Consider the following 17,118-nt stretch of genomic DNA (forward strand, 5'->3'; position numbering starts at 1 on the left):
CTGCGCTCCCCGCCAGGGAGCCGCTACGCGGCTCGACGGGGGTCCAGCTCACGTTGCCGTCGCCCGCGTCGCTGCGCTCCGCTCGACAACGAGTTTTCATGTTCACCAATATTTTTCGTCGTCAAATCGGGCAGCACATCAGCAAGCATCGGGAGTCCGGGACGCGCTGCGCGCGTCGTACCCGCCCACGTCCCGCTGCCCCGCGCCCGTGTCGATGTCATGCACCCATCATACCGCATCGCCACACCGAGCACCAGACGCAAATCGACCCTCCAACAACGAAATCTAATGTATTTCAACAACATACAAAACAACAACTACATACCGTGTGCGAACTTCCTCTAATAGAGCTATCGACAATAGAATTCGTAATAGTGTTACTGCACAACATAATTCACAAAACTGCACAAAACCGGCACCGAACCGCGAGATGCACCCCCACCGGACCGCAGCAGCACACACGCCGGCTTCAGACCGGGACGCCGCATGTCAGCAACACACCACGGTCAGCACACCAGGTCGAGCCAGCCGGTCTCGAACCGGTCGACAGACCGATGAACGTCGATGCCGGTGGGCAGTGGCGCCGCCACGCCGTCGAGTGCCCATTCGAGGCGACAGCACTCACCAGTAAAATCATTCGGTCAGTTCGGGAAGAGCGGTCCCTGCGTACTTCAACCACAATGTGCGCCGCTCGACGTCGACCAGGTACCAGATCCGACCGCCGGCAGTGACCTCGTACTGCCACTGCTCCACCTCGACCCCGGTAGCGCACCCCCACGATCAACTCGTACATCCGACGAAGGGCTTCCCGTCCCGATACCGGGAGCCTGCATCACCATCGACGCCATCCCCGTACTCACCCCCATCTCCCTGCGCACCCGACAGGCACAATCGAGTCCGGCCCCGAAACGGACATGTATGTCAGGTGCCCACGACGCCCTACACCCGCAAAAACAGCCCTCCCCAGCACACTCGCCCATCCCGGAAAGGGATGATTCTCGTCAGGAAGACCCGCCGACACCGAGTGCCAGCACGGCCCGACGTCCAGACCTTCCGCACGCGGCCTCGGTTGTCGGCACGGTGGGTCTTCATCGGCCGCTCCCGGTCTCCCGCAGCGCGGGTGGCGTCCAGGCCGGCCAGTTCGCGGAGCCGATGAGCGTGCCGTGCTCGAACGAGGCGCACGTGCGGAACGGGGCGCGTGCGCTGCTGTTGTCGAGCACCTCCGTCACGTCGGCGAGCCGGATCGCCGCGCCGATGTGATCCCACAGGCGTGCGTAGCGGTCGCGGATCTTCTGCTCCGGCACGGCATGGCCGCCGCGGCGGACGCGCTCGGTGACGCGCTGCACGGTGAGTTCGATGGGGACGATGATCACGTGCAGGTGCACGAGGTAGCCAGCGTCCACGGCGTCGGAGACGAGCTGGACCTTGCTGGGGTGCGAGAACACTGTCTCGGAGATAAAGGACTCGCCGGCGGCGATCCGGTCCCGGCGCTGGACCTCGGCGATCTGCGCGGCCTTGTAGGCGTGCTCGGCCTGGGCGTCCGGCCATCGTTCGGCAGCGATCTCGTCGGCGTTGATGAACGGCAGGCCGGTCGCCGGTGTGAGGACGTCACGGACGTACGTGGACTTTCCCGTACCGTTCGGGCCGGCGAGCAGATGCAGCAGCGGCATCAGCCGCGGGCCGGGTGAACGATCAGGTTGCCGTTCTCGTCGGCCTCGGAGTACGACTCGCCGGCGGCCGTGAACTGCGCGGCGTAGTCAAGCCGGTCCCGCAACGCCGTCATCCGATCGGCCCATTCCTCACGGACGATCGCCTGCTCCTGCTCGCCGAGCGAATCGTAGGATCCCGTGCCGGCGAGGACCTTCGCGATTTGACGATGATTCACGCGCGGCGACATCTCCAGTTCGCGCCCGATTCGCGCCCAGTGCGCTATCTGTTGAGGCACCGTGCGCGACGTCACTCGCGTCGCTGCGAGGGCGGACTCGTACACGTCTGCGGGAAGCCGCGTCGGCTGGCTGGTCCTGGTCATATCGGAATTGTAGCACGGTACTACGCCAGTTTCGGATCGCTGACCGTCCCGGGCCCGGAGGCCGGCCGTCGCAGGTCACCGCGGTGTCCAGGTCGAGGAGACCGTGCCGGATCGCGTGGACTCGGAAGGCGGTCCGCAGGGTCGCCGACTCGACATCGCCGGGCACGACGAACCATCCGGTGATCGCGCCGCTGCCGACCACGACGGTCGCCCCCGCGCCGGTGTACACCACACCCGCACCGGTCTACACGCCGCCGGCCTACACCCCGTCGGCCCCGGTGTACACCCCGCCGCCGGCCTACACATCCCCCGCGGTGCAGGCCTCGGCGAGCGTCTACTACAAGAACTGCGACGCCGCCCGGGCCGCCGGTGCGGCGCCGATCTACGCCGGTAAGCCCGGGTACGCCTCCAAGCTCGATCGCGACAACGACGGAGTCGCCTGCGAATAGATCCCCCGCCCGGACGGCGCTGTGACCAGGACGATCCTGGCCACAGCCCGTGCGCAACGCGCCATACGACGTTCCCCCGGCGGGCGCTGTCGTCCTGGCCGACCCCGCCGTCGCTCAGGCAACTACGAAAGAAGAAGTACGCGGATGCGGTGCCGTTCCGGTTCGACGTGCACGCGGTGTTCTTCGCCGACGACGCCGTCACCGTGGACACACGCTGCATCAGGCATTCCCCGAACACCGGGTCAACAAGGTCAACCCCCGGCGGGAATTCTTCTACGCCACCCCCGAGGAGGTGCTCGACGTGCTGCGCCAACACGTCGGGGAAGTACTCTCCTACACCGCCGAACCCGAGGCGGAGGAATACCGGATCAGCATCGGCAGAAAAGACGCCTCGTTCTGACGCCGGTGGCTGCCCCGTGGCCCGGCGACCCCTGCAGTCCGTGCCGGGGGTCGAGAATCTCCCTGGTCGGCGTTCGCTCTCCCCCTATTCACCCTATGGGCCACGGACACCATACGGAAGGACGACGACCGGGCAGGTAACACTCACGATCCTGTCGGTGGGTGAGGATGCTTGCTCGGCATGCGGCGCGACAAGACCACCTTCAGTCGATCGAGCCTTGTCGTTCCTCCTAGAAAACCTCGGAGACGGCACCGGAACCCCGGCCCACGCCTCCACCAGACACCGCTCTGTCAGACATATCTGACGCGTGGTGCGAGCGTCGCCGAGGGGAAACCGGGCTGTTCCCCCACCCAACGCGGAGGGTGCGATCCATCCTGTCATGAGGAGGCGGCGGCAGATGAGCCCGGCGAAGCTGTGACCGCGCTGCGGGAACTGCTCGGCGCCCGGCTCCTACCTGGCCCCTCGGAAGGCTGTCGGGGCATGCGCTCCTCGACCGGCAGGGACACTCGCGATACGAGCGGTCCCTGGCGATCGGTGACGCGCTGCGGGGCGGGCCCGAGAAGGAGGCACTGCCGCGCGCCACGACCGATCCGGCGAAGGGCACGGCACTTCCTTTCCCGGCGACGGGCACGGCACTTCCTTTCCCGGCGACGGGCACGGCACTTCCTTCCGGCGACCGGTCGCCTCGACAAGCCGCTCACGATCGGTGGTTCACTGGTGATCGTGGCGACCGCAGACGATGCACGACAGCGCGCCGAACAGCTGATGGCCGCGGTGACCCCGCAGCAGAAACAGGCGATGGTGGATGCGATCCGCGCCGACGGCGCGACCGCGTGGCTCGACGACATGCTGCGCACCCCGGAACCGGTGGTCGGTGCGGTACCGGACCGCCTTCGCGGCTTCCGGGTCCGGCTCGACCTGATCGGCGCCACACCGCCGGTGTGGCGGCGCCTCGAGCTGCCCGGCGACCTGACCCTCGACCGAGTGCACGTGGTCATCCAGGCCGCGATGGGATGGCTTAACGGCCACCTGCACCGCTTCCGCACCGGGAGCGATCCCCGCTCCCCGCACTTCGTCACCGCGTTCGACGTCGAGGAAGGCGACGACGGCGTGCTCGAATCCACGGTCCGGCTCGATCAGCTGCTGACCGGCACCGGGGATCGCCTCTGGTACGAATACGACTTCGGTGACGGCTGGGACCACATGCTCGCGGTGGAGGCGGTCCTCGACGAACCGCCCACCGCAATACGCTGCACCGCCGGTCGGATGGCCTGTCCGCCCGAGGATTGCGGGGGCATGTGGGGGTACGCGGAGCTGGCGGCGTGGGTGCGGGGCGGGTGCGACCCGTCGTCGGTCCCGCCGCCGTTCGACAACGTCGAGCACGCCCGCGGCTGGCTGCCACTCGACTGGCATCCCGACCGGTTCGATCCCACCGACGCCACCGCCGCCGTCGCGGCGGCGCTGGCCGCACCGGTCCCGGTGGCCGAGGAGCTGGCGGCGCTGCGCGCCCACCTCGAACGCCACGGCAACCGGGCGCTGACGCAGCTGCTGGCACTCTCGGCCGCGCACCCGGTGGCCGAGGTGGACGAGGCCGACGCCGCCGCCCTGCTCGAGCCGTATCTCGAGCTGCTCGACCTGATCGGCGACGGGGTGCGGCTGACCAGCGCCGGCTACCTGCCGCCGACACTGGTCGAGCACCTCGCCGACCGGACCGGTCTGACCCGATGGTGGATCGGCACGGCGAACCGCGAGGACCTGACCTGGCCGCTCGCCCAGCTGCGCACCAGCGCGCGAGCACTCGGTCTGCTCCGTGTGCGACACGGCCGGCTGACACCGACCACGCTCGCCCGCCGACACCGTGACCGGCCCCTGGCGCTGTGGCAGCACCTCGTGTCCCGGCTGCCGGTCGGCAGGACCGAGTTCGACCGGCACGCCGGCTGGTCGGCCCTGACCGTCGTCGCCAGCGGCCTCCCGGCCGAACACTGGCACACCGAGATCCGCACCCTACTGCTGGCACTGGGGTGGCGCGTCGACGCCCGCCCGTCACTCGCTCCCGCCGTCACCAGCCCCACCCTCGACGTCCTCGAACTTCTCGCCGGCACCACCCGCCACGGCCGACTCACCGGTCCCCGTCCCGCGGTCGCTGCCACCGCCCGCACCGTGCTCGGCCCCTGACCCCACGACACCACCCACGAAGGGGCCGATCGGTACGGCCGGGTCACGCGTGCCGCAGGAGCTCGCACCAGTGTCGTCCCCGTGGTGAGCAGTGGCCGCCACCCTTCCCTGCACAAGCTAAAACATTGATTGCCGTATATGCTTGTATGTGCTGGTAGACGACGAAAGGGCGTACGAGATGGACGCGGCATCCCATGCTCTCTCGGATGCCCTGCACCTGCTGCGGCGCACCGATGCCCGCATCGTGGCGGGCTCGTTGGACGGTCTGGACCTGGTCCTGCCCGACGGCCGTGAGGTGGCCGCGCACGTCACGGTGCAGCCGCGACCCCCCACCCCGCACCTCCTCGCGAAGCTCCGCAGCAAGCATCCCGAGTCCCGCCTGCTGGTGGTGACCCCCCGCACCACCGCGCACCTGCGGGCTCTCGCCCACGGCGGCGCGGTCGATGTGATCGCACCCGACGAAGAGCTGCTCGTCGTCCTCGGCACCCGCTACGACGTACCTGCCCCCGCACCGGCGCCGACCCCGCCCGTCCGCCCCGGCCGCGGCCGCAAACCGTGGATCCGGTGGGCGACCGAGCGGGCGCTGCTGCTGGCCGAGCATCCGATAACCCAGCCGAACCTGGCCGCCGCCCTCGAGGTCACCCAGCAGGCCGTCTCCCTGGCGGTGCGGCAGAGCCGGCACGTGCACCGCAGATCCGGCGGATGGATCGCCGAGCCCCGGAGCGAACTGCTCGACGAGCACCTGACCGAATATCCCGGCCCCGGCGGCGCCTCGACGTACTGGTACGGGCTCGATCCGGTGATCCGGCAGGCCACGGACGCGGCCCGATTCTGTTCGGAGAAAGGCGTTCCCGTGCTGCAGAGCGGCGACGTGGCCGCCGATGTGTATGCGCCGTGGCGGCTGCCGACCCGGGCCGTGCTCTACGTCCCGCAGTTCCTCGACTTCACCGCGGCCGGGTTCACTCCCACGACCGCCGGTGCACACACCCTCGAGGTGATCGTCCCCGCCGATCCGACGCTGTGGCGCACCGCCCGTATGGTGTCCGACGCACCGGTGATCCTGGTCGATCCGGTGATCGCGACGCACGATGTGCTGCGCAGCCCCGGACCCGACGCCCGCGAGGCCGCCGGGCACCTGCGCCGGACGATCGAGGAGGGCACCTTCCGTGGCTGAGGTGCACCTCCTCGCGGCGTCGAACGCCGCCGATCGGGGCCTATAGGGCCTTGGCGGATCTCGCCGCCGCCGCCCACGGCAGCAACTACCGGGTCATCGGCGGGCACAGGGTGCACCTTCTCGGCCGGGTCTACCCCACCGCCGAACAGAGTGCCCGCGTCACCGCCGACGCCGATGCCGGCATGGACCCCGTGGTCGCCGCCGGCTCCGACCTGCACGAAGCACTCGTGCAACGCGGATACCGCCGCGGGCGGGGCAACCACTACGAAGCATCCTCGGGCTCCGAGGGAACCCTGGCCGTCGACCTGCTGGTGCCCAGCACCAGCGGCCGACGATGGGAGAGGGTCGAGCACAACGGTCGCGGTTTCGATGCCATACCCGGGCTGCAGTTGGCCCTGTCGTCCGAGCCACTCGAGGTGCGGGTCCATGCGCGCTTGACCACCGACGACACGGTGGTCTTCGACGTGCCGGTCCCCGACCTCGAGGCGGCCGTCGTCCTCAAGGCGCTCGCCTGGCGCTCTCGCCTCGCCGCGAAGGACGTCGGGGACCGGTGTGCGCTGATGACGATCGTGTTCGAGCACCGCAACGACCTGGCCGGGTGGAAGCTCGACACCGTCCGGAAAGGCTCGCGAGGCGACGCCGCTCGGGCGCTCTACGATCTCGTCGCGATGATCGACCGGCACCAGCAGATCGAGGGACTGACGATGGTGCCGGCCCGGCTCGCCGCCCTGATCCGGCGCTACGTCGCCGACCCGGCCACACCACCGGCGCCCGGCCCCCTCGGCCCATACGGATCGAACACCTAAGCTGTCCATCAGGATTCGAGCACACCCGCAGGACTGCACGAGCTCCTCGGGAAGCACCTGACCGTCGAGTCACCGAACCCGGTTGCGAAGTCCGCCGGCATCGTCGCGGGCATGCTTGCCGGCGCCGACAGCATCGATGACCTCGATGTTCTCCGGCACGGGACGATGCCCAGGTTGTTCGCCGGGGTGCGGGCGCCGTCAACGCTCGGCACCTACCTGCGCTCGTTCACCCTCCCCCGCACGCGGGCGGTACCCCCAGGGCACGTTCAGCAGCTCGACGCGGTCGCGACGCGGCTGTTGGCCGGCCTGACCACCGCGGTGCCTGGCCTGCTCGACGGGGCGGATCAGCTGGTGTTCGTCGATGTCGACGCTCCCCCGAGCACTTCGTGCAGGGCGGTACCCCTACGATCCGTGAAGTGCACGGCTACGGCAATCAGGCCGCCGCGTTCGGATACTCCCGGGTCCGGGGCTTGAACGCGCAGCTGGCGGTCGTGTCGGCCCCGGTCGCAGCGCCGGTGATCGCTCGGGCCGGCTGCGGCGCGGGAACGTAGCCTCCCACACCGGCGCCGGTCGACTGCTCGCGCAGGCCGTCGCGACCGCCCGCGGCGCCGGAGTCGGCGGGCAGGTCCTCGCCCGAGCCGATTCGGCCTACTTCGGGCACGCGTTCGTCGCGTCTGCGCAACGCGCCGGAGCCTGGTTTTCGGTGACCACGAGAATGAACCCACAGATCAAGGCGGCGATCGCCTCGATCGACGAGACGGCGTGGACGGCGATCGAGTACCCGAACGCCGTCTACGACGAGGACGAGCGGCGGTGGGTCTCCGATGCCGAGCTCGCAGAAACCGAGGTCACGATCTTCACCTCCCGCCGCAAGAGCGAGCATGTGACCTGCCGCCTGGTCGTCCGGCGGGTGCGACGGTTGAACCCGACCGACGGCGACGGGCAGCGCGAACTGTTCGCAATGCATCGCCATCACGCGTTCACCCGCCAACTCGAACCTGCCCCTGGTCGAGGCCGACGCCCGGCACCGGGACCACGCGCTCGTCGAGCAGACCATCGCCGAACTCGAGGACGGACCGCTCGCCCACCTGCCGTCGGGGAAGTACGCGGCGAACGCCGCGCGGCTGGCGCACGCGGTGATCGCCTTCAACCTCGCCCGCGCCGCCGGTCGCCGCCTCACCCCGGCATGCCCGCGCCCGCTGGGCGACGCTGCGCACCCACCTGATCAACATCCCGGCCCGGATCGCGTCGTCCGCCCGGAGATTGACGCTGCACCTACCGACCCGTTGGCCCTGGGAACAGGCGTGGCGCAACTTGTCCGACACCGCGACCGGCCCGCCGACAGCCACGACCAGCTGACGACCCGCCCCACCAGGGCACGACCGGAGACCGAAGTGGAAAGCCGGACAGACCGGCGGACGACCCCTGCCCGAACACCGTCACCCGCCACGATCCGGCGAAAAATCAGATCCGAATCAGCGACGGTGGATCAGGGTTCAGCCGTCACCGTACGAGTTGCGGCCACACTGCCCCCATCGCAAGGCACGCGAACGAACCGACGGCCAGCGGTGTCCGCACGGTGTGGCCGAAATGCCACTGGTCGCGCAGCGCCTCCCAATCCTCCGGCGGCGAGGCCGGATCCCAGTCTGCGGCCAACTTGTTGACTGGGACGTTGTAGCGGAGGGTCACCCCGATCACCGCAATCCACAGCAGCAGGGCAAGCGCGGACAGGACGAGCACTGGGCCGCGGCGGTTCGTCGCCACCAGAACGACCACCAAGGCGATCGACACCCCCGATCCGATGACGAGCACCGGCATGACGCCGCCAATCGCAACCTCGAAACCGTGCTTGACCAAGGTGAAGTCCCTTGCGTCGAGAGCGTTCTGCACCCTGACCTGACCCAGTTGTGTGCCCACGAACGAACCGGCCACCACGCCGACCAGGATCAAGCTGAGAAACTGAGCCCCCGCCATGAATCGCTCCACTAGGCCATCCCATCACTCGGCTCACATCGAGCCTGACAGCCTGGAGTGCTAATCCACAGTGGAATTTTTCGATAGATCGCCGCTTGCCGGCGATCGCACTCAACGCGCCACGAATCCGGCTCGAAGGGCGCACACTGCACCCATCAATCTTCGGCGGACTAATTGCTCGTCGCCGATAGATATATGTCGTGGTAGCTATTCCGCCGTCATCGAGGATGACCATCTCAGGGGCGATCGCACGCATGCCTACTGGCTGTGCTGGGCCGCGCCGCTTCTCGCCGTGTTCGGGGTGGGCATGGTCGTGCTCATAGTGGGTCGGCGTGCCCGGTTGGCCCTCGCAAGCTTTCTCGTTGCCTTCCTGCTGACGGGCCTGGGTAGGGGCCTGTTCGGCTATTCGGTCGACCTGGTCACCGACCTGCGGCGCATCGGTGGCAGTGCACAAACAAACAATAAGGTGCAGGTTCCACCGCTCAGGGCCACGCCTCGGAGCTTCCGGCGGGCAGATTCTCCACGGTGTGCCGATGCCTGATCCTTGCGAACTCGTCGGCACCTTCAGCGCGGCAGCTCTCGCGTAAGCCGACCGCGAAACCGTGCGGAACTGACCCCCGGGGTGCCGTTCTGCTGGAGTCGGGGAGACACCCGCCTACGTCGGAGGTCCGGGAAGCTCGAGACTGTCGGCGAGCCACTGACCGACTACCTGCGTGTAGAGGTCGGGTGCCTCGACGGAAAGCAGGTGGCCGACGTCGTCGACGGGTCGGGGTGTCCAGCCCGGCCGTCGGGCGTGCTGGACGAGCGAGGTGGGGTCGACAAGGTGATCGTTGTTTCCCCACAGCACGAGTACGGGCGCCCGCACGGAGTCGAGGGCCTCGTTCGTCCGCCTCTGCGTGATGAACATGGCTTCGACGATCGACGCGAACGCCGTAGCCGTGCCCGCGGGCCGTTCCGGGTGCTCGCGGGCCGCCGCGAGGCCCTCGAGCCACAGGTCGACTTGCGCTCGTGAGACACGGCTCGGGTCTCCACCGAGGAGGTCGGTCTGGGCACCCGCGACCGAGACCGCGTCTTCGATCGCGGTTCGTTTGGCGGCCAGTATGCGCCGGCCTGCCAGCCGCAGCACCAGGCGTGTCGTGGGCGGGCCGGCCGCGACGAGGAGACGTCCCTGCGTCTGCCACCCGAGCGCCTCTACTGGTGAGGTCCGGCGCCAGGGCAGCGCCGGGGCCGCCAAGACGACTCCCCGAGTCTTCTCGGGCATCATCGTGGCGGCCAGCGCCGCCACCAGGCCACCTGTCGACCAGCCGTGCAGCACCGCCGGGCTCTCGAGGCGGAGCTGCCGGGCGAAGGCCGCCACGAAGCGAGCGTCGAGGTCCGCGCGTGGCCCGTGCCGATACGGATTGCCGGTGTGGCCGACAATCGTCCCCGGGAGATCGACAGAGATCACCGGCCCGAGCCGGCGCAGCGATGGCACGAGATCGAGCCACATGCTCGCGCTACCGGTCATCGAGGGCACCAGCAGGTGCGCGGGTGCGTCGGGCGGCGCGGTCGCCGCGGGCCCTGCTCGGACATAGTGCACGGGCACGCCGCACACGCTCGTCGACACACTGTGCAACCCCGACCACTGCTGCGACCGGACGCCCCAGTCGTCGTACCGCACGGAGAGCCCTCCCACCTGCCCCAGGGTATTCGGAGGACGGACGGGGGCGACGATGGTCGAAGCGATCCGTCACCGCACCTACACAGGGACCCCGCTCGGGCGCCACGCCCTCCGGATCGCGGAAACCGGTGGAGAGGAGGATCCCACCGGTAGCAATGTTGTGTTCGGAGCAGTTGCCCACGATCGCCCGTGCCTCACGACCCCGGAACGGCGACAGCGCTACCGATCCGGTCTTCCAGGTCCAGGCCGACGAGTAGCACGGAGCAGGAATACGTGGCGAAATGTCTCACCTACGAACTCCGGTCGCCCGTGATGGATAAGCACGATCATGCTTATCCGGTTAGATCAGGTAGCCTGGGCAAATGCCGCGTCCTGACTTCCCGCGCACGATCGTGGAGTTCCAGCGGCGCTTCCCTGATGACGACGCCTGTATGGAGTACCTGTTCGCGTCGCGTTGGCCCGAGGGGTTCGCCTGTCCGCGCTGTGGCCACGGGCAGGCATGGCCGGTGGCCAAGCGTCGGCCGGTGTAGGAGTGCGCGGCCTGTCGCCGGCAGACGTCGGTCACCGCGGGCACTGTGCTGCACAAGACGCACACCCCGCTGCATCTGTGGTTCTGGGCGGCCTACCTGATGAGCACGCCGACACCCGGGGTCTCCGCGGTGCAGCTGCAGCGCCAGCTGGGCCTGGGGCGCTACGAGACGGCGTGGACGATGCTGCACAAGCTGCGCCGGGCGATGGTCAACCCGGAACGGCAGCATCTGCTCGACGAGGTCGAGGTCGATGAGTGCTTCGTCGGCGGGCACGAAGCCGGCTTGCGCGGCGGGCGGGCTCGTGGCACGAAAGTCCTTGTGGCAGTGGGGGTAGAGGTCCGCGGCGCGGGCAGCGGACGGGCCCGCATGACGGTCATCGACGACGCGTCCGCCGCCGCACTCACCGGCTTTGTCCGCGACAACGTCGCCGCCGGCGCCACCGTGCACACCGACGCCTGGCGCGGCTACCGGACACTGACCGGGCTCGGCTACGATCACCGGCCCCGCAGCCGGCGGGCAGCCCGCGCCGGCGGCGAAGACCTCGACGAGATACTGCCCCGCGTGCACCGGGTGATCTCCAACCTCAAGAGCTGGCTGCAAGGCACCCACCGCGGAGTGTCCGGCGAGCACCTGCAGGTCTATCTCGACGAGTACACCTTCCGATTCAACCGCCGCCACACCCCGATGGCCGCCTTCCAGACCCTGCTCGGCCTGCAGTCCCAGCAGCAGCCCACGACCTACCGGCAGATCATCGCGACCGGACCGGGCGCAGCCAAACTCACCTGACCTAACCGGATAAGCACGAGCACGATTATCCATCACTCATGTTGTGCGAAAACGAGTTCCAGTTTGGAAGCCCGCCGTGACCCATCACCCGACCGCGTAGTCCCTGCCGGAAGCGCCCTACGAACGCCTACCGCTCGGCCGACAGACATCGCGACGGACCCTGAGCCCGGCAGGGCCGCGTCTAGGCCGGCGGCGCAGGTACCGGGGCCGGTGTGGCCGAGGACAGTGGCCGGAGGCGGCAAAAGCGGGAGCCGTATCCACGCAGGTCGTGCACTGCTCGCACTGCATGCGTGCTTCGTGCCCAACGGGTCGAAGTTGAGGCCTTGCCGGGAGTTCTCGCATCTGCTTCAACTCCCGACAGAAAGCGCCGACAAAATTGAATTCTATGTCAAGTGAATCCCTGCATATTGCATCCCATACATCGATCGGCGTTCCCTGTGGCGCCGCTTCAGCACCTCAATTGCCGTGTGTAGACCGGGGCAGGAGGCGCACGCGGCCGCCCACCGGAAACGGTGGTTGAGCCGGCCCGGACAGGGATCTTCCGGCGTTTCAGCGCTCCGATTACGAACAGCATCGGTTCGTGTACTGTCTGATTCGGCGACGGTCGCCTCGATGTCGATTCCGGCCCTGGTGCGTTGCCGATCCAGTGGATCAATCGGCGAGCGCGACGAGGCCGCGAACGAGGAGTTCGAGAACTTCGTCCTTGGACAGTGTGCCGTGTTCGAGCCATTCCGATGTCGCGTTGCTGATCATTCCCTGAAATGCGCGGATGCGGGCACGGGAGGCTTCAGAGGGGGGCATCTTCGTGACGGCAAGGATGCGGTCCTCCCAAGAGGTGAGGCTGCCTCTGAGCAAGGCTGCGATCTCCTCATCGGCGGAGCGTTGCGCTCGCATCAATGCGATGAACGTCGCACGGTTCTCCTCGACGAGGTTTAGCCAGCGAGTGAACAGTGTCCGAGCGGCGTCCGCGGGACAGACATCAGGGCGTGTCGTCCCGTGTGGAAGGCGTGACGGCAGGGCGGCGAATCGGCGTAGAACCTCGAGGTAGAGGTTGCGCTTGTTGCCGAAGTGGTAGTTGAGATTTGTGCGCGTGGTGCCTGCGGCGCGGGCCAACTCTTCGGTCGAGACCGAATCGTACGGGCGAGCGGCGAAGATGACCTGTGCAGACTCGATCATCCGCTCTCGACGGTCGTCGGCCTCAAGCCGAACCCGTCGATCGGGAGCTTGATTGATCGTCATAGAAACACCGTAGCTGTCTGGTTCTCCGGACACGGTGCTCGGCTCGGATCGGTGGGGATCCAGTCGAGCGCGTCGACGGGATCGCCGCCGGTAGCCCGCCCCGGAATCAGGGCGACGGATCCGTGAGGGCCGGGCCTATCCACCGATAGCGTGAAGTCGACGGCATACTCGAAGCTGCGCAGGTCGAAGTAGTCCCGCCGTCCAGTGATCTTGCCGTCCGAGATGTGGAAGATGCGTGACGGGCAGCTCGAACGATTTGCCGGTCGGAAGTGCCGTCAGCAGGTCGACCCGCTCGGTGAACACGACCCCATCCCGCGACGCGAGGTGGAAGGTATCGATCTTTTCGATACCTTCCACCTCGAAATGACCGGTGAGGGTTGCGTGGACGGCGGCACGTCCGTACGCGGCAGGCAACGGCATGTTCTGATACATCGTCTCGTCGGCGAGGTAGTCGATCAGAAGATCGGCGTCCGTGCTGCTCAAGGCATCCCTGAACGCGAGTATCAACGCTTCGTCCGCGCGACGGCACGCGCCGCTTCGGACGACCGGTCTGCCCACCGCGGGCGTTGAATCCACTGTGTCACTTCACCCTCGTGTTCGTGGGAGATCTTCGAACCGACCCATACCCATGTGTCGGCAGTCACATGGAGATGTCGCAGATCGACACACTCGGTCCTGCTCAGCGGTGACTGCGTATCGAAATGCGACGACCGCAGGCCTGCGTCCGGTGTGAGGCTCGAAGCACCAGCTCACAACCGGGAGACAAGATGTACATAGAGGTGACGCCCACCGGAGCCCCCACGGTCCAGGAACCCGGGGATTTCAGCCGCCTGTCGATCGTGGCGAACGCCGGCTCGGCACCGGCCGCGGTCGTCGACGTCCTGCTGGCCTCTGGCCTCGCTGTCATCGGGTCCACGCCCGATGCGATCAAGCTCGACGTCGCCGCGTTCCGTGACACCGCCCGGGCCGCTCTTGCCGCCGATCCCACGCCGGAATGGGAACGCGGTTTCGATGCCATGCTCGACTACGCACAGCGTAAGGGCTGGTATCACCCGGACACCGGAGCCGTTGCCGCGCACCTCGAATGGACGGAAACAACCCGATGATCCTCACCCCTGACACTGTTGCGCTCGTCACCGGCGGCGCCTCCGGCCTTGGCTTGGCCACCACCGGGGAACTCGTCGCCGCCGGCGCCCGCGTGGTGGCCCTCGACCTACCCTCGGCTGATCTACGCGGTCTGCATGAATTCGACGGCGCGGTCAGATTCGTCGGTGCGGACGTGCGCGAAACCGACCAGGTGGGAGCCGCCGTCGACGTCGCCGCGGGCTGGGGCGATCTGCGGATCGTCGTCAACTGCGCCGGGATCGGGGACCCCGCCAAAACGGTGAGTTCGATGGGCCCGCTCGACCTGGAACGGTTTCGCCGTGTCGTCGAAGTCAACCTGATCGGAAGCTTCAACGTCCTTCGCCTCGCCGCGGCCGCCATCGCGGCCACCGAGCCGGTCGACGGGGAACGAGGTGTAATCGTCAACACCGCCTCGGTCGCCGCCTACGACGGTCAGATCGGTCAGGCGTCCTACTCCGCATCCAAGGGTGGCATCGTCGGTATGACGCTCCCGATCGCCCGCGACTTGGCGGACCGGCTGGTCCGGGTCATGACGATCGCGCCCGGAATGTTCGAAACCCCGATCCTCGAGGGACTTACGGGCAGCGCCCGCGCATCGCTCGAAGCCCAGGTTCCACACCCCTCCCGCCTCGGCCGGCCGGCCGAGTACGCCGGCCTGGTCCGCCACATCGTGGAGAACCCCATGCTCAACGGTGAGACGATCCGCCTCGACGGTGCGATCCGGATGGCACCGCGATGACCGTCGAGAACACCCGGGTCGCGCTCGTCACCGGGGCGAGCCGCGGCATCGGTGCCCTGATCGCTCGCACCCTCGCCGAGCGGGGCTGGGATCTGACCGTCAGCGCTCGTCAGCCGGAGGCATTGCAGGGCTTCGCCGAAGCTCTCGCCGGCGACACGGGGCGCCGGATCGTCGCGGTGCCGGCCGACATGTCGGATGAGGCGGCGGTCCATCGGCTCGCTCGCGAGCACGTCGACGCGTTCGGCCGCCTCGATGCGCTCGTCCTCAACGCTGGGATGGGGGCGATCGGGCCGTTCGCGGACTTCCCGCTGCGGCGACTCGACAAGCTCTTCGCCGTCAACGTGCGGTCCGCGTACCAGCTGGTCCAGCAACTGCTGCCGACATTGCGCGCCACCGGGCAGGTGTCGCCGAGGGGGGCTCGTGTGATCGCGATGGCCTCGATGACCGGGATCAGCGCCGAACCCCTCAACTCCGCGTACGGCGCGACCAAGGCCGCCCTGATCTCGCTGTGCGAGACCTTGACCGTCGAGGAGTACACGCACGGCGTCTCCGGCGTTGCCGTGTGCCCGGGCTACGTGGCGACCGACATGACCTCGGCGCTGGCAGACAAGATCGCCCCGGCCGAGATGATCACCGCCGGCGACGTGGCCGACCAGACCGTCGCGATGACCGATCTGGCGCGCACCGTGGTCATTCCGCGGCTGCTGCTGACCAGGCCGGGCCCGAACCTCTGGCACGCATGACAACCAGCGCCGAAGCCTCGGCCTGATCCGGCAAGTCAGAACGACAACCCACCAACAAGGAGATCTCTCGTGACCATCGATGCTGTCATCGTCGACGCCGTCCGGACCGGTGCCGGACGCGGAAAGCAGGGCGGGGCGCTGTCGAGCGTGCATCCCGCCGACCTGCTCTCGCAGACCCTCACCGCCTTGCTCGCCCGCAACGACTTCGATCCGGCCCTGATCGACGATGTGATCGCCGGCTGCGTGTCGCAGACCGGTGAGCAGGCCCTCAACATCGCTCGCACCGCGTCGCTGCGCGCCGGGCTCCCCGAGTCCGTTCCGGGCACCTCTGTCGACCGGCAGTGCGGGAGCAGCCAGCAGGCCGCGCACTTCGCCGCGCAGGGCGTCATCGCCGGTGCGTACGACATCGTCGTCGCGTGCGGCGTCGAGTCGATGAGCCGCATCCCGATGGGGGCGAGCTCCCAGGGGCAGGATCCCACCGTGGGCCCGCTGTCCGACCGATACCCGGACGGGCTGGTCAACCAGGGCGTCTCCGCGGAGCTGATCGCGGCCAAGTGGGGACTCGACCGCGCCACCCTCGACGAGTACTCCGCGCGTTCGCACCGCCTCGCTCATGAAGCGCACCTCGCCGGCCGGTTCGAACGCGAGCTGATCCCGATCACGCTTCCCGACGGCTCGATCCACCACACCGACGAGACCCTGCGCGCAAGCACCACCGCAGAAGGTCTCGCCGGCCTCGAGCCGTCCTTCGCGCGACCGGAGTTCGAGGAACGGTTCCCCCAGATCAACTGGTCGATCACGCCGGGCAACTCGTCACCGCTCACCGACGCCGCGTCCGCGGTCCTGATCATGTCGGAGACGAAGGCGGCCGAGCTCGGACTGACCCCCCGTGCCCGTTTCCATTCCTTCGCGGTCACGGGCAGCGATCCCCTCTACATGCTCACCGGGGTCATTCCGGCCACGCGTAAGGTCCTCGAACGTAGCGGCCTGGGCATCGACGACATCGACACCTACGAGGTCAACGAAGCGTTCGCGCCGGTTCCGTTGTGCTGGGAAAAGGATCTCGGCAGCGATCCGAAGAAGCTCAATCCGAGCGGCGGAGCGATCGCGCTCGGCCACGCCCTCGGCGCCTCGGGCGCCCGGTTGTTGACCACGATGGTCGGAAACCTCGAACACACCGGTGGACGTTACGGCCTGCAGACGATGTGCGAGGGTGGCGGCATGGCCAACGCCACGATCATCGAACGTCTCTGACCCCCTGGACATGACTGTGGGCCCCTCCCGTCGGA

Annotated in this window: 16 protein-coding genes and 2 pseudogenes; 10 read left to right on the forward strand and 8 right to left on the reverse strand. The window is 68.1% G+C overall.

The features are described 5' to 3' along the window. Positions 1 to 1,088: 1,088 nt before the first annotated feature. Both HFP48_RS28035 and HFP48_RS28040 read right to left on the reverse strand, forming a co-directional pair. Entirely contained in the window at positions 1,089 to 1,670 is a 582-nt protein-coding gene (locus HFP48_RS28035) for an AAA family ATPase (RefSeq protein WP_168580684.1), read from the reverse strand. Further along, positions 1,670 to 2,029, reverse strand: a complete 360-nt coding sequence (locus tag HFP48_RS28040; protein WP_168580685.1) for a hypothetical protein — start codon at positions 2,027 to 2,029, stop codon at positions 1,670 to 1,672. The genes HFP48_RS28035 and HFP48_RS28040 overlap by 1 nt, the downstream gene beginning before the upstream one ends. Positions 2,030 to 2,352: 323 nt before the next feature. On the opposite strand from HFP48_RS28040, the pseudogene HFP48_RS31775 reads away from it, so the two are divergent. From HFP48_RS31775 to HFP48_RS28065, 5 genes and pseudogenes are all read left to right on the forward strand, one after another. Beyond that, a pseudogene (locus HFP48_RS31775) lies at positions 2,353 to 2,478 on the forward strand (excalibur calcium-binding domain-containing protein); the annotation flags it as partial. A 49-nt stretch (positions 2,479 to 2,527) separates the two neighbouring features. Then, positions 2,528 to 2,878: a hypothetical protein gene (locus tag HFP48_RS31780; protein WP_246872590.1), complete on the forward strand. Its 351-nt coding sequence runs from the start codon at positions 2,528 to 2,530 to the stop codon at positions 2,876 to 2,878. Between the two features lie 723 nt (positions 2,879 to 3,601). Next, positions 3,602 to 5,053, forward strand: a complete 1,452-nt coding sequence (locus tag HFP48_RS28055) for a plasmid pRiA4b ORF-3 family protein (protein ID WP_246872591.1) — start codon at positions 3,602 to 3,604, stop codon at positions 5,051 to 5,053. A 178-nt stretch (positions 5,054 to 5,231) separates the two neighbouring features. Next, positions 5,232 to 6,227 carry a hypothetical protein gene (locus tag HFP48_RS28060; RefSeq protein WP_168580686.1) on the forward strand — a complete coding sequence of 332 codons (996 nt, stop codon included), beginning with the start codon at positions 5,232 to 5,234 and terminating at the stop codon, positions 6,225 to 6,227. Positions 6,228 to 6,277: 50 nt separating this feature from the next. After that, positions 6,278 to 7,033 carry a hypothetical protein gene (locus HFP48_RS28065; protein ID WP_168580687.1) on the forward strand — a complete coding sequence of 252 codons (756 nt, stop codon included), beginning with the start codon at positions 6,278 to 6,280 and terminating at the stop codon, positions 7,031 to 7,033. Between the two features lie 433 nt (positions 7,034 to 7,466). Here the strand turns inward: HFP48_RS28065 and HFP48_RS31785 are convergent, their stop codons facing one another. The 4 genes from HFP48_RS31785 to HFP48_RS28080 all read right to left on the reverse strand — a co-directional run bounded on the left by HFP48_RS31785 (position 7,467) and on the right by HFP48_RS28080 (position 10,682). Beyond that, positions 7,467 to 8,009 (reverse strand): hypothetical protein, encoded by a 543-nt coding sequence (locus tag HFP48_RS31785; RefSeq protein ID WP_246872592.1) that lies wholly within the window; start codon positions 8,007 to 8,009, stop codon positions 7,467 to 7,469. 4 nt (positions 8,010 to 8,013) lie between these two features. Continuing rightward, a complete protein-coding gene (locus tag HFP48_RS31790; RefSeq protein ID WP_246872593.1) occupies positions 8,014 to 8,382 on the reverse strand; it encodes a hypothetical protein in 369 nt (122 codons plus the stop codon). Between the two features lie 154 nt (positions 8,383 to 8,536). Then, the gene (locus HFP48_RS28075; RefSeq protein WP_168580688.1) at positions 8,537 to 9,007 is read right to left on the reverse strand and encodes a DUF1772 domain-containing protein; all 471 of its coding nucleotides are present in this window, start codon (positions 9,005 to 9,007) and stop codon (positions 8,537 to 8,539) included. 655 nt (positions 9,008 to 9,662) lie between these two features. Further along, positions 9,663 to 10,682 (reverse strand): alpha/beta fold hydrolase, encoded by a 1,020-nt coding sequence (locus HFP48_RS28080; protein WP_168580689.1) that lies wholly within the window; start codon positions 10,680 to 10,682, stop codon positions 9,663 to 9,665. A gap of 347 nt (positions 10,683 to 11,029) precedes the next feature. Between HFP48_RS28080 and HFP48_RS28085 the strand changes: the two are divergent. Beyond that, positions 11,030 to 11,983 (forward strand): annotated as a pseudogene (locus HFP48_RS28085) (IS1595 family transposase). Positions 11,984 to 12,634: 651 nt separating this feature from the next. On the opposite strand, the gene HFP48_RS28090 reads toward HFP48_RS28085, so the two are convergent. Together HFP48_RS28090 and HFP48_RS31795 are read right to left on the reverse strand one after the other, a co-directional pair. Further along, entirely contained in the window at positions 12,635 to 13,222 is a 588-nt protein-coding gene (locus HFP48_RS28090; RefSeq protein WP_168580690.1) for a TetR/AcrR family transcriptional regulator, read from the reverse strand. Between the two features lie 135 nt (positions 13,223 to 13,357). Beyond that, positions 13,358 to 13,705, reverse strand: coding sequence for a limonene-1,2-epoxide hydrolase family protein (locus tag HFP48_RS31795; RefSeq protein ID WP_246872594.1), 348 nt, complete (start codon positions 13,703 to 13,705; stop codon positions 13,358 to 13,360). Positions 13,706 to 13,989: 284 nt separating this feature from the next. Between HFP48_RS31795 and HFP48_RS28100 the strand changes: the two genes are divergently transcribed. The 4 genes from HFP48_RS28100 to HFP48_RS28115 all read left to right on the forward strand — a co-directional run bounded on the left by HFP48_RS28100 (position 13,990) and on the right by HFP48_RS28115 (position 17,083). Beyond that, positions 13,990 to 14,328 carry a hypothetical protein gene (locus tag HFP48_RS28100; RefSeq protein WP_168580691.1) on the forward strand — a complete coding sequence of 113 codons (339 nt, stop codon included), beginning with the start codon at positions 13,990 to 13,992 and terminating at the stop codon, positions 14,326 to 14,328. Further along, on the forward strand, positions 14,325 to 15,086 hold the full coding sequence (locus tag HFP48_RS28105; RefSeq protein WP_168580692.1) for an SDR family NAD(P)-dependent oxidoreductase: 762 nt from the start codon (positions 14,325 to 14,327) through the stop codon (positions 15,084 to 15,086). Before HFP48_RS28100 ends, HFP48_RS28105 begins: the two co-directional genes overlap by 4 nt. Next, positions 15,083 to 15,829, forward strand: coding sequence for an SDR family oxidoreductase (locus HFP48_RS28110; RefSeq protein WP_168580693.1), 747 nt, complete (start codon positions 15,083 to 15,085; stop codon positions 15,827 to 15,829). Before HFP48_RS28105 ends, HFP48_RS28110 begins: the two co-directional genes overlap by 4 nt. Positions 15,830 to 15,898: 69 nt before the next feature. Beyond that, entirely contained in the window at positions 15,899 to 17,083 is a 1,185-nt protein-coding gene (locus HFP48_RS28115; RefSeq protein WP_168580694.1) for a thiolase family protein, read from the forward strand. Positions 17,084 to 17,118 lie beyond the last annotated feature (35 nt).

The sequence above is a fragment of the Rhodococcus sp. DMU1 genome, from assembly GCF_012272955.1.
Lineage (GTDB): Bacteria > Actinomycetota > Actinomycetes > Mycobacteriales > Mycobacteriaceae > Rhodococcus > Rhodococcus aetherivorans.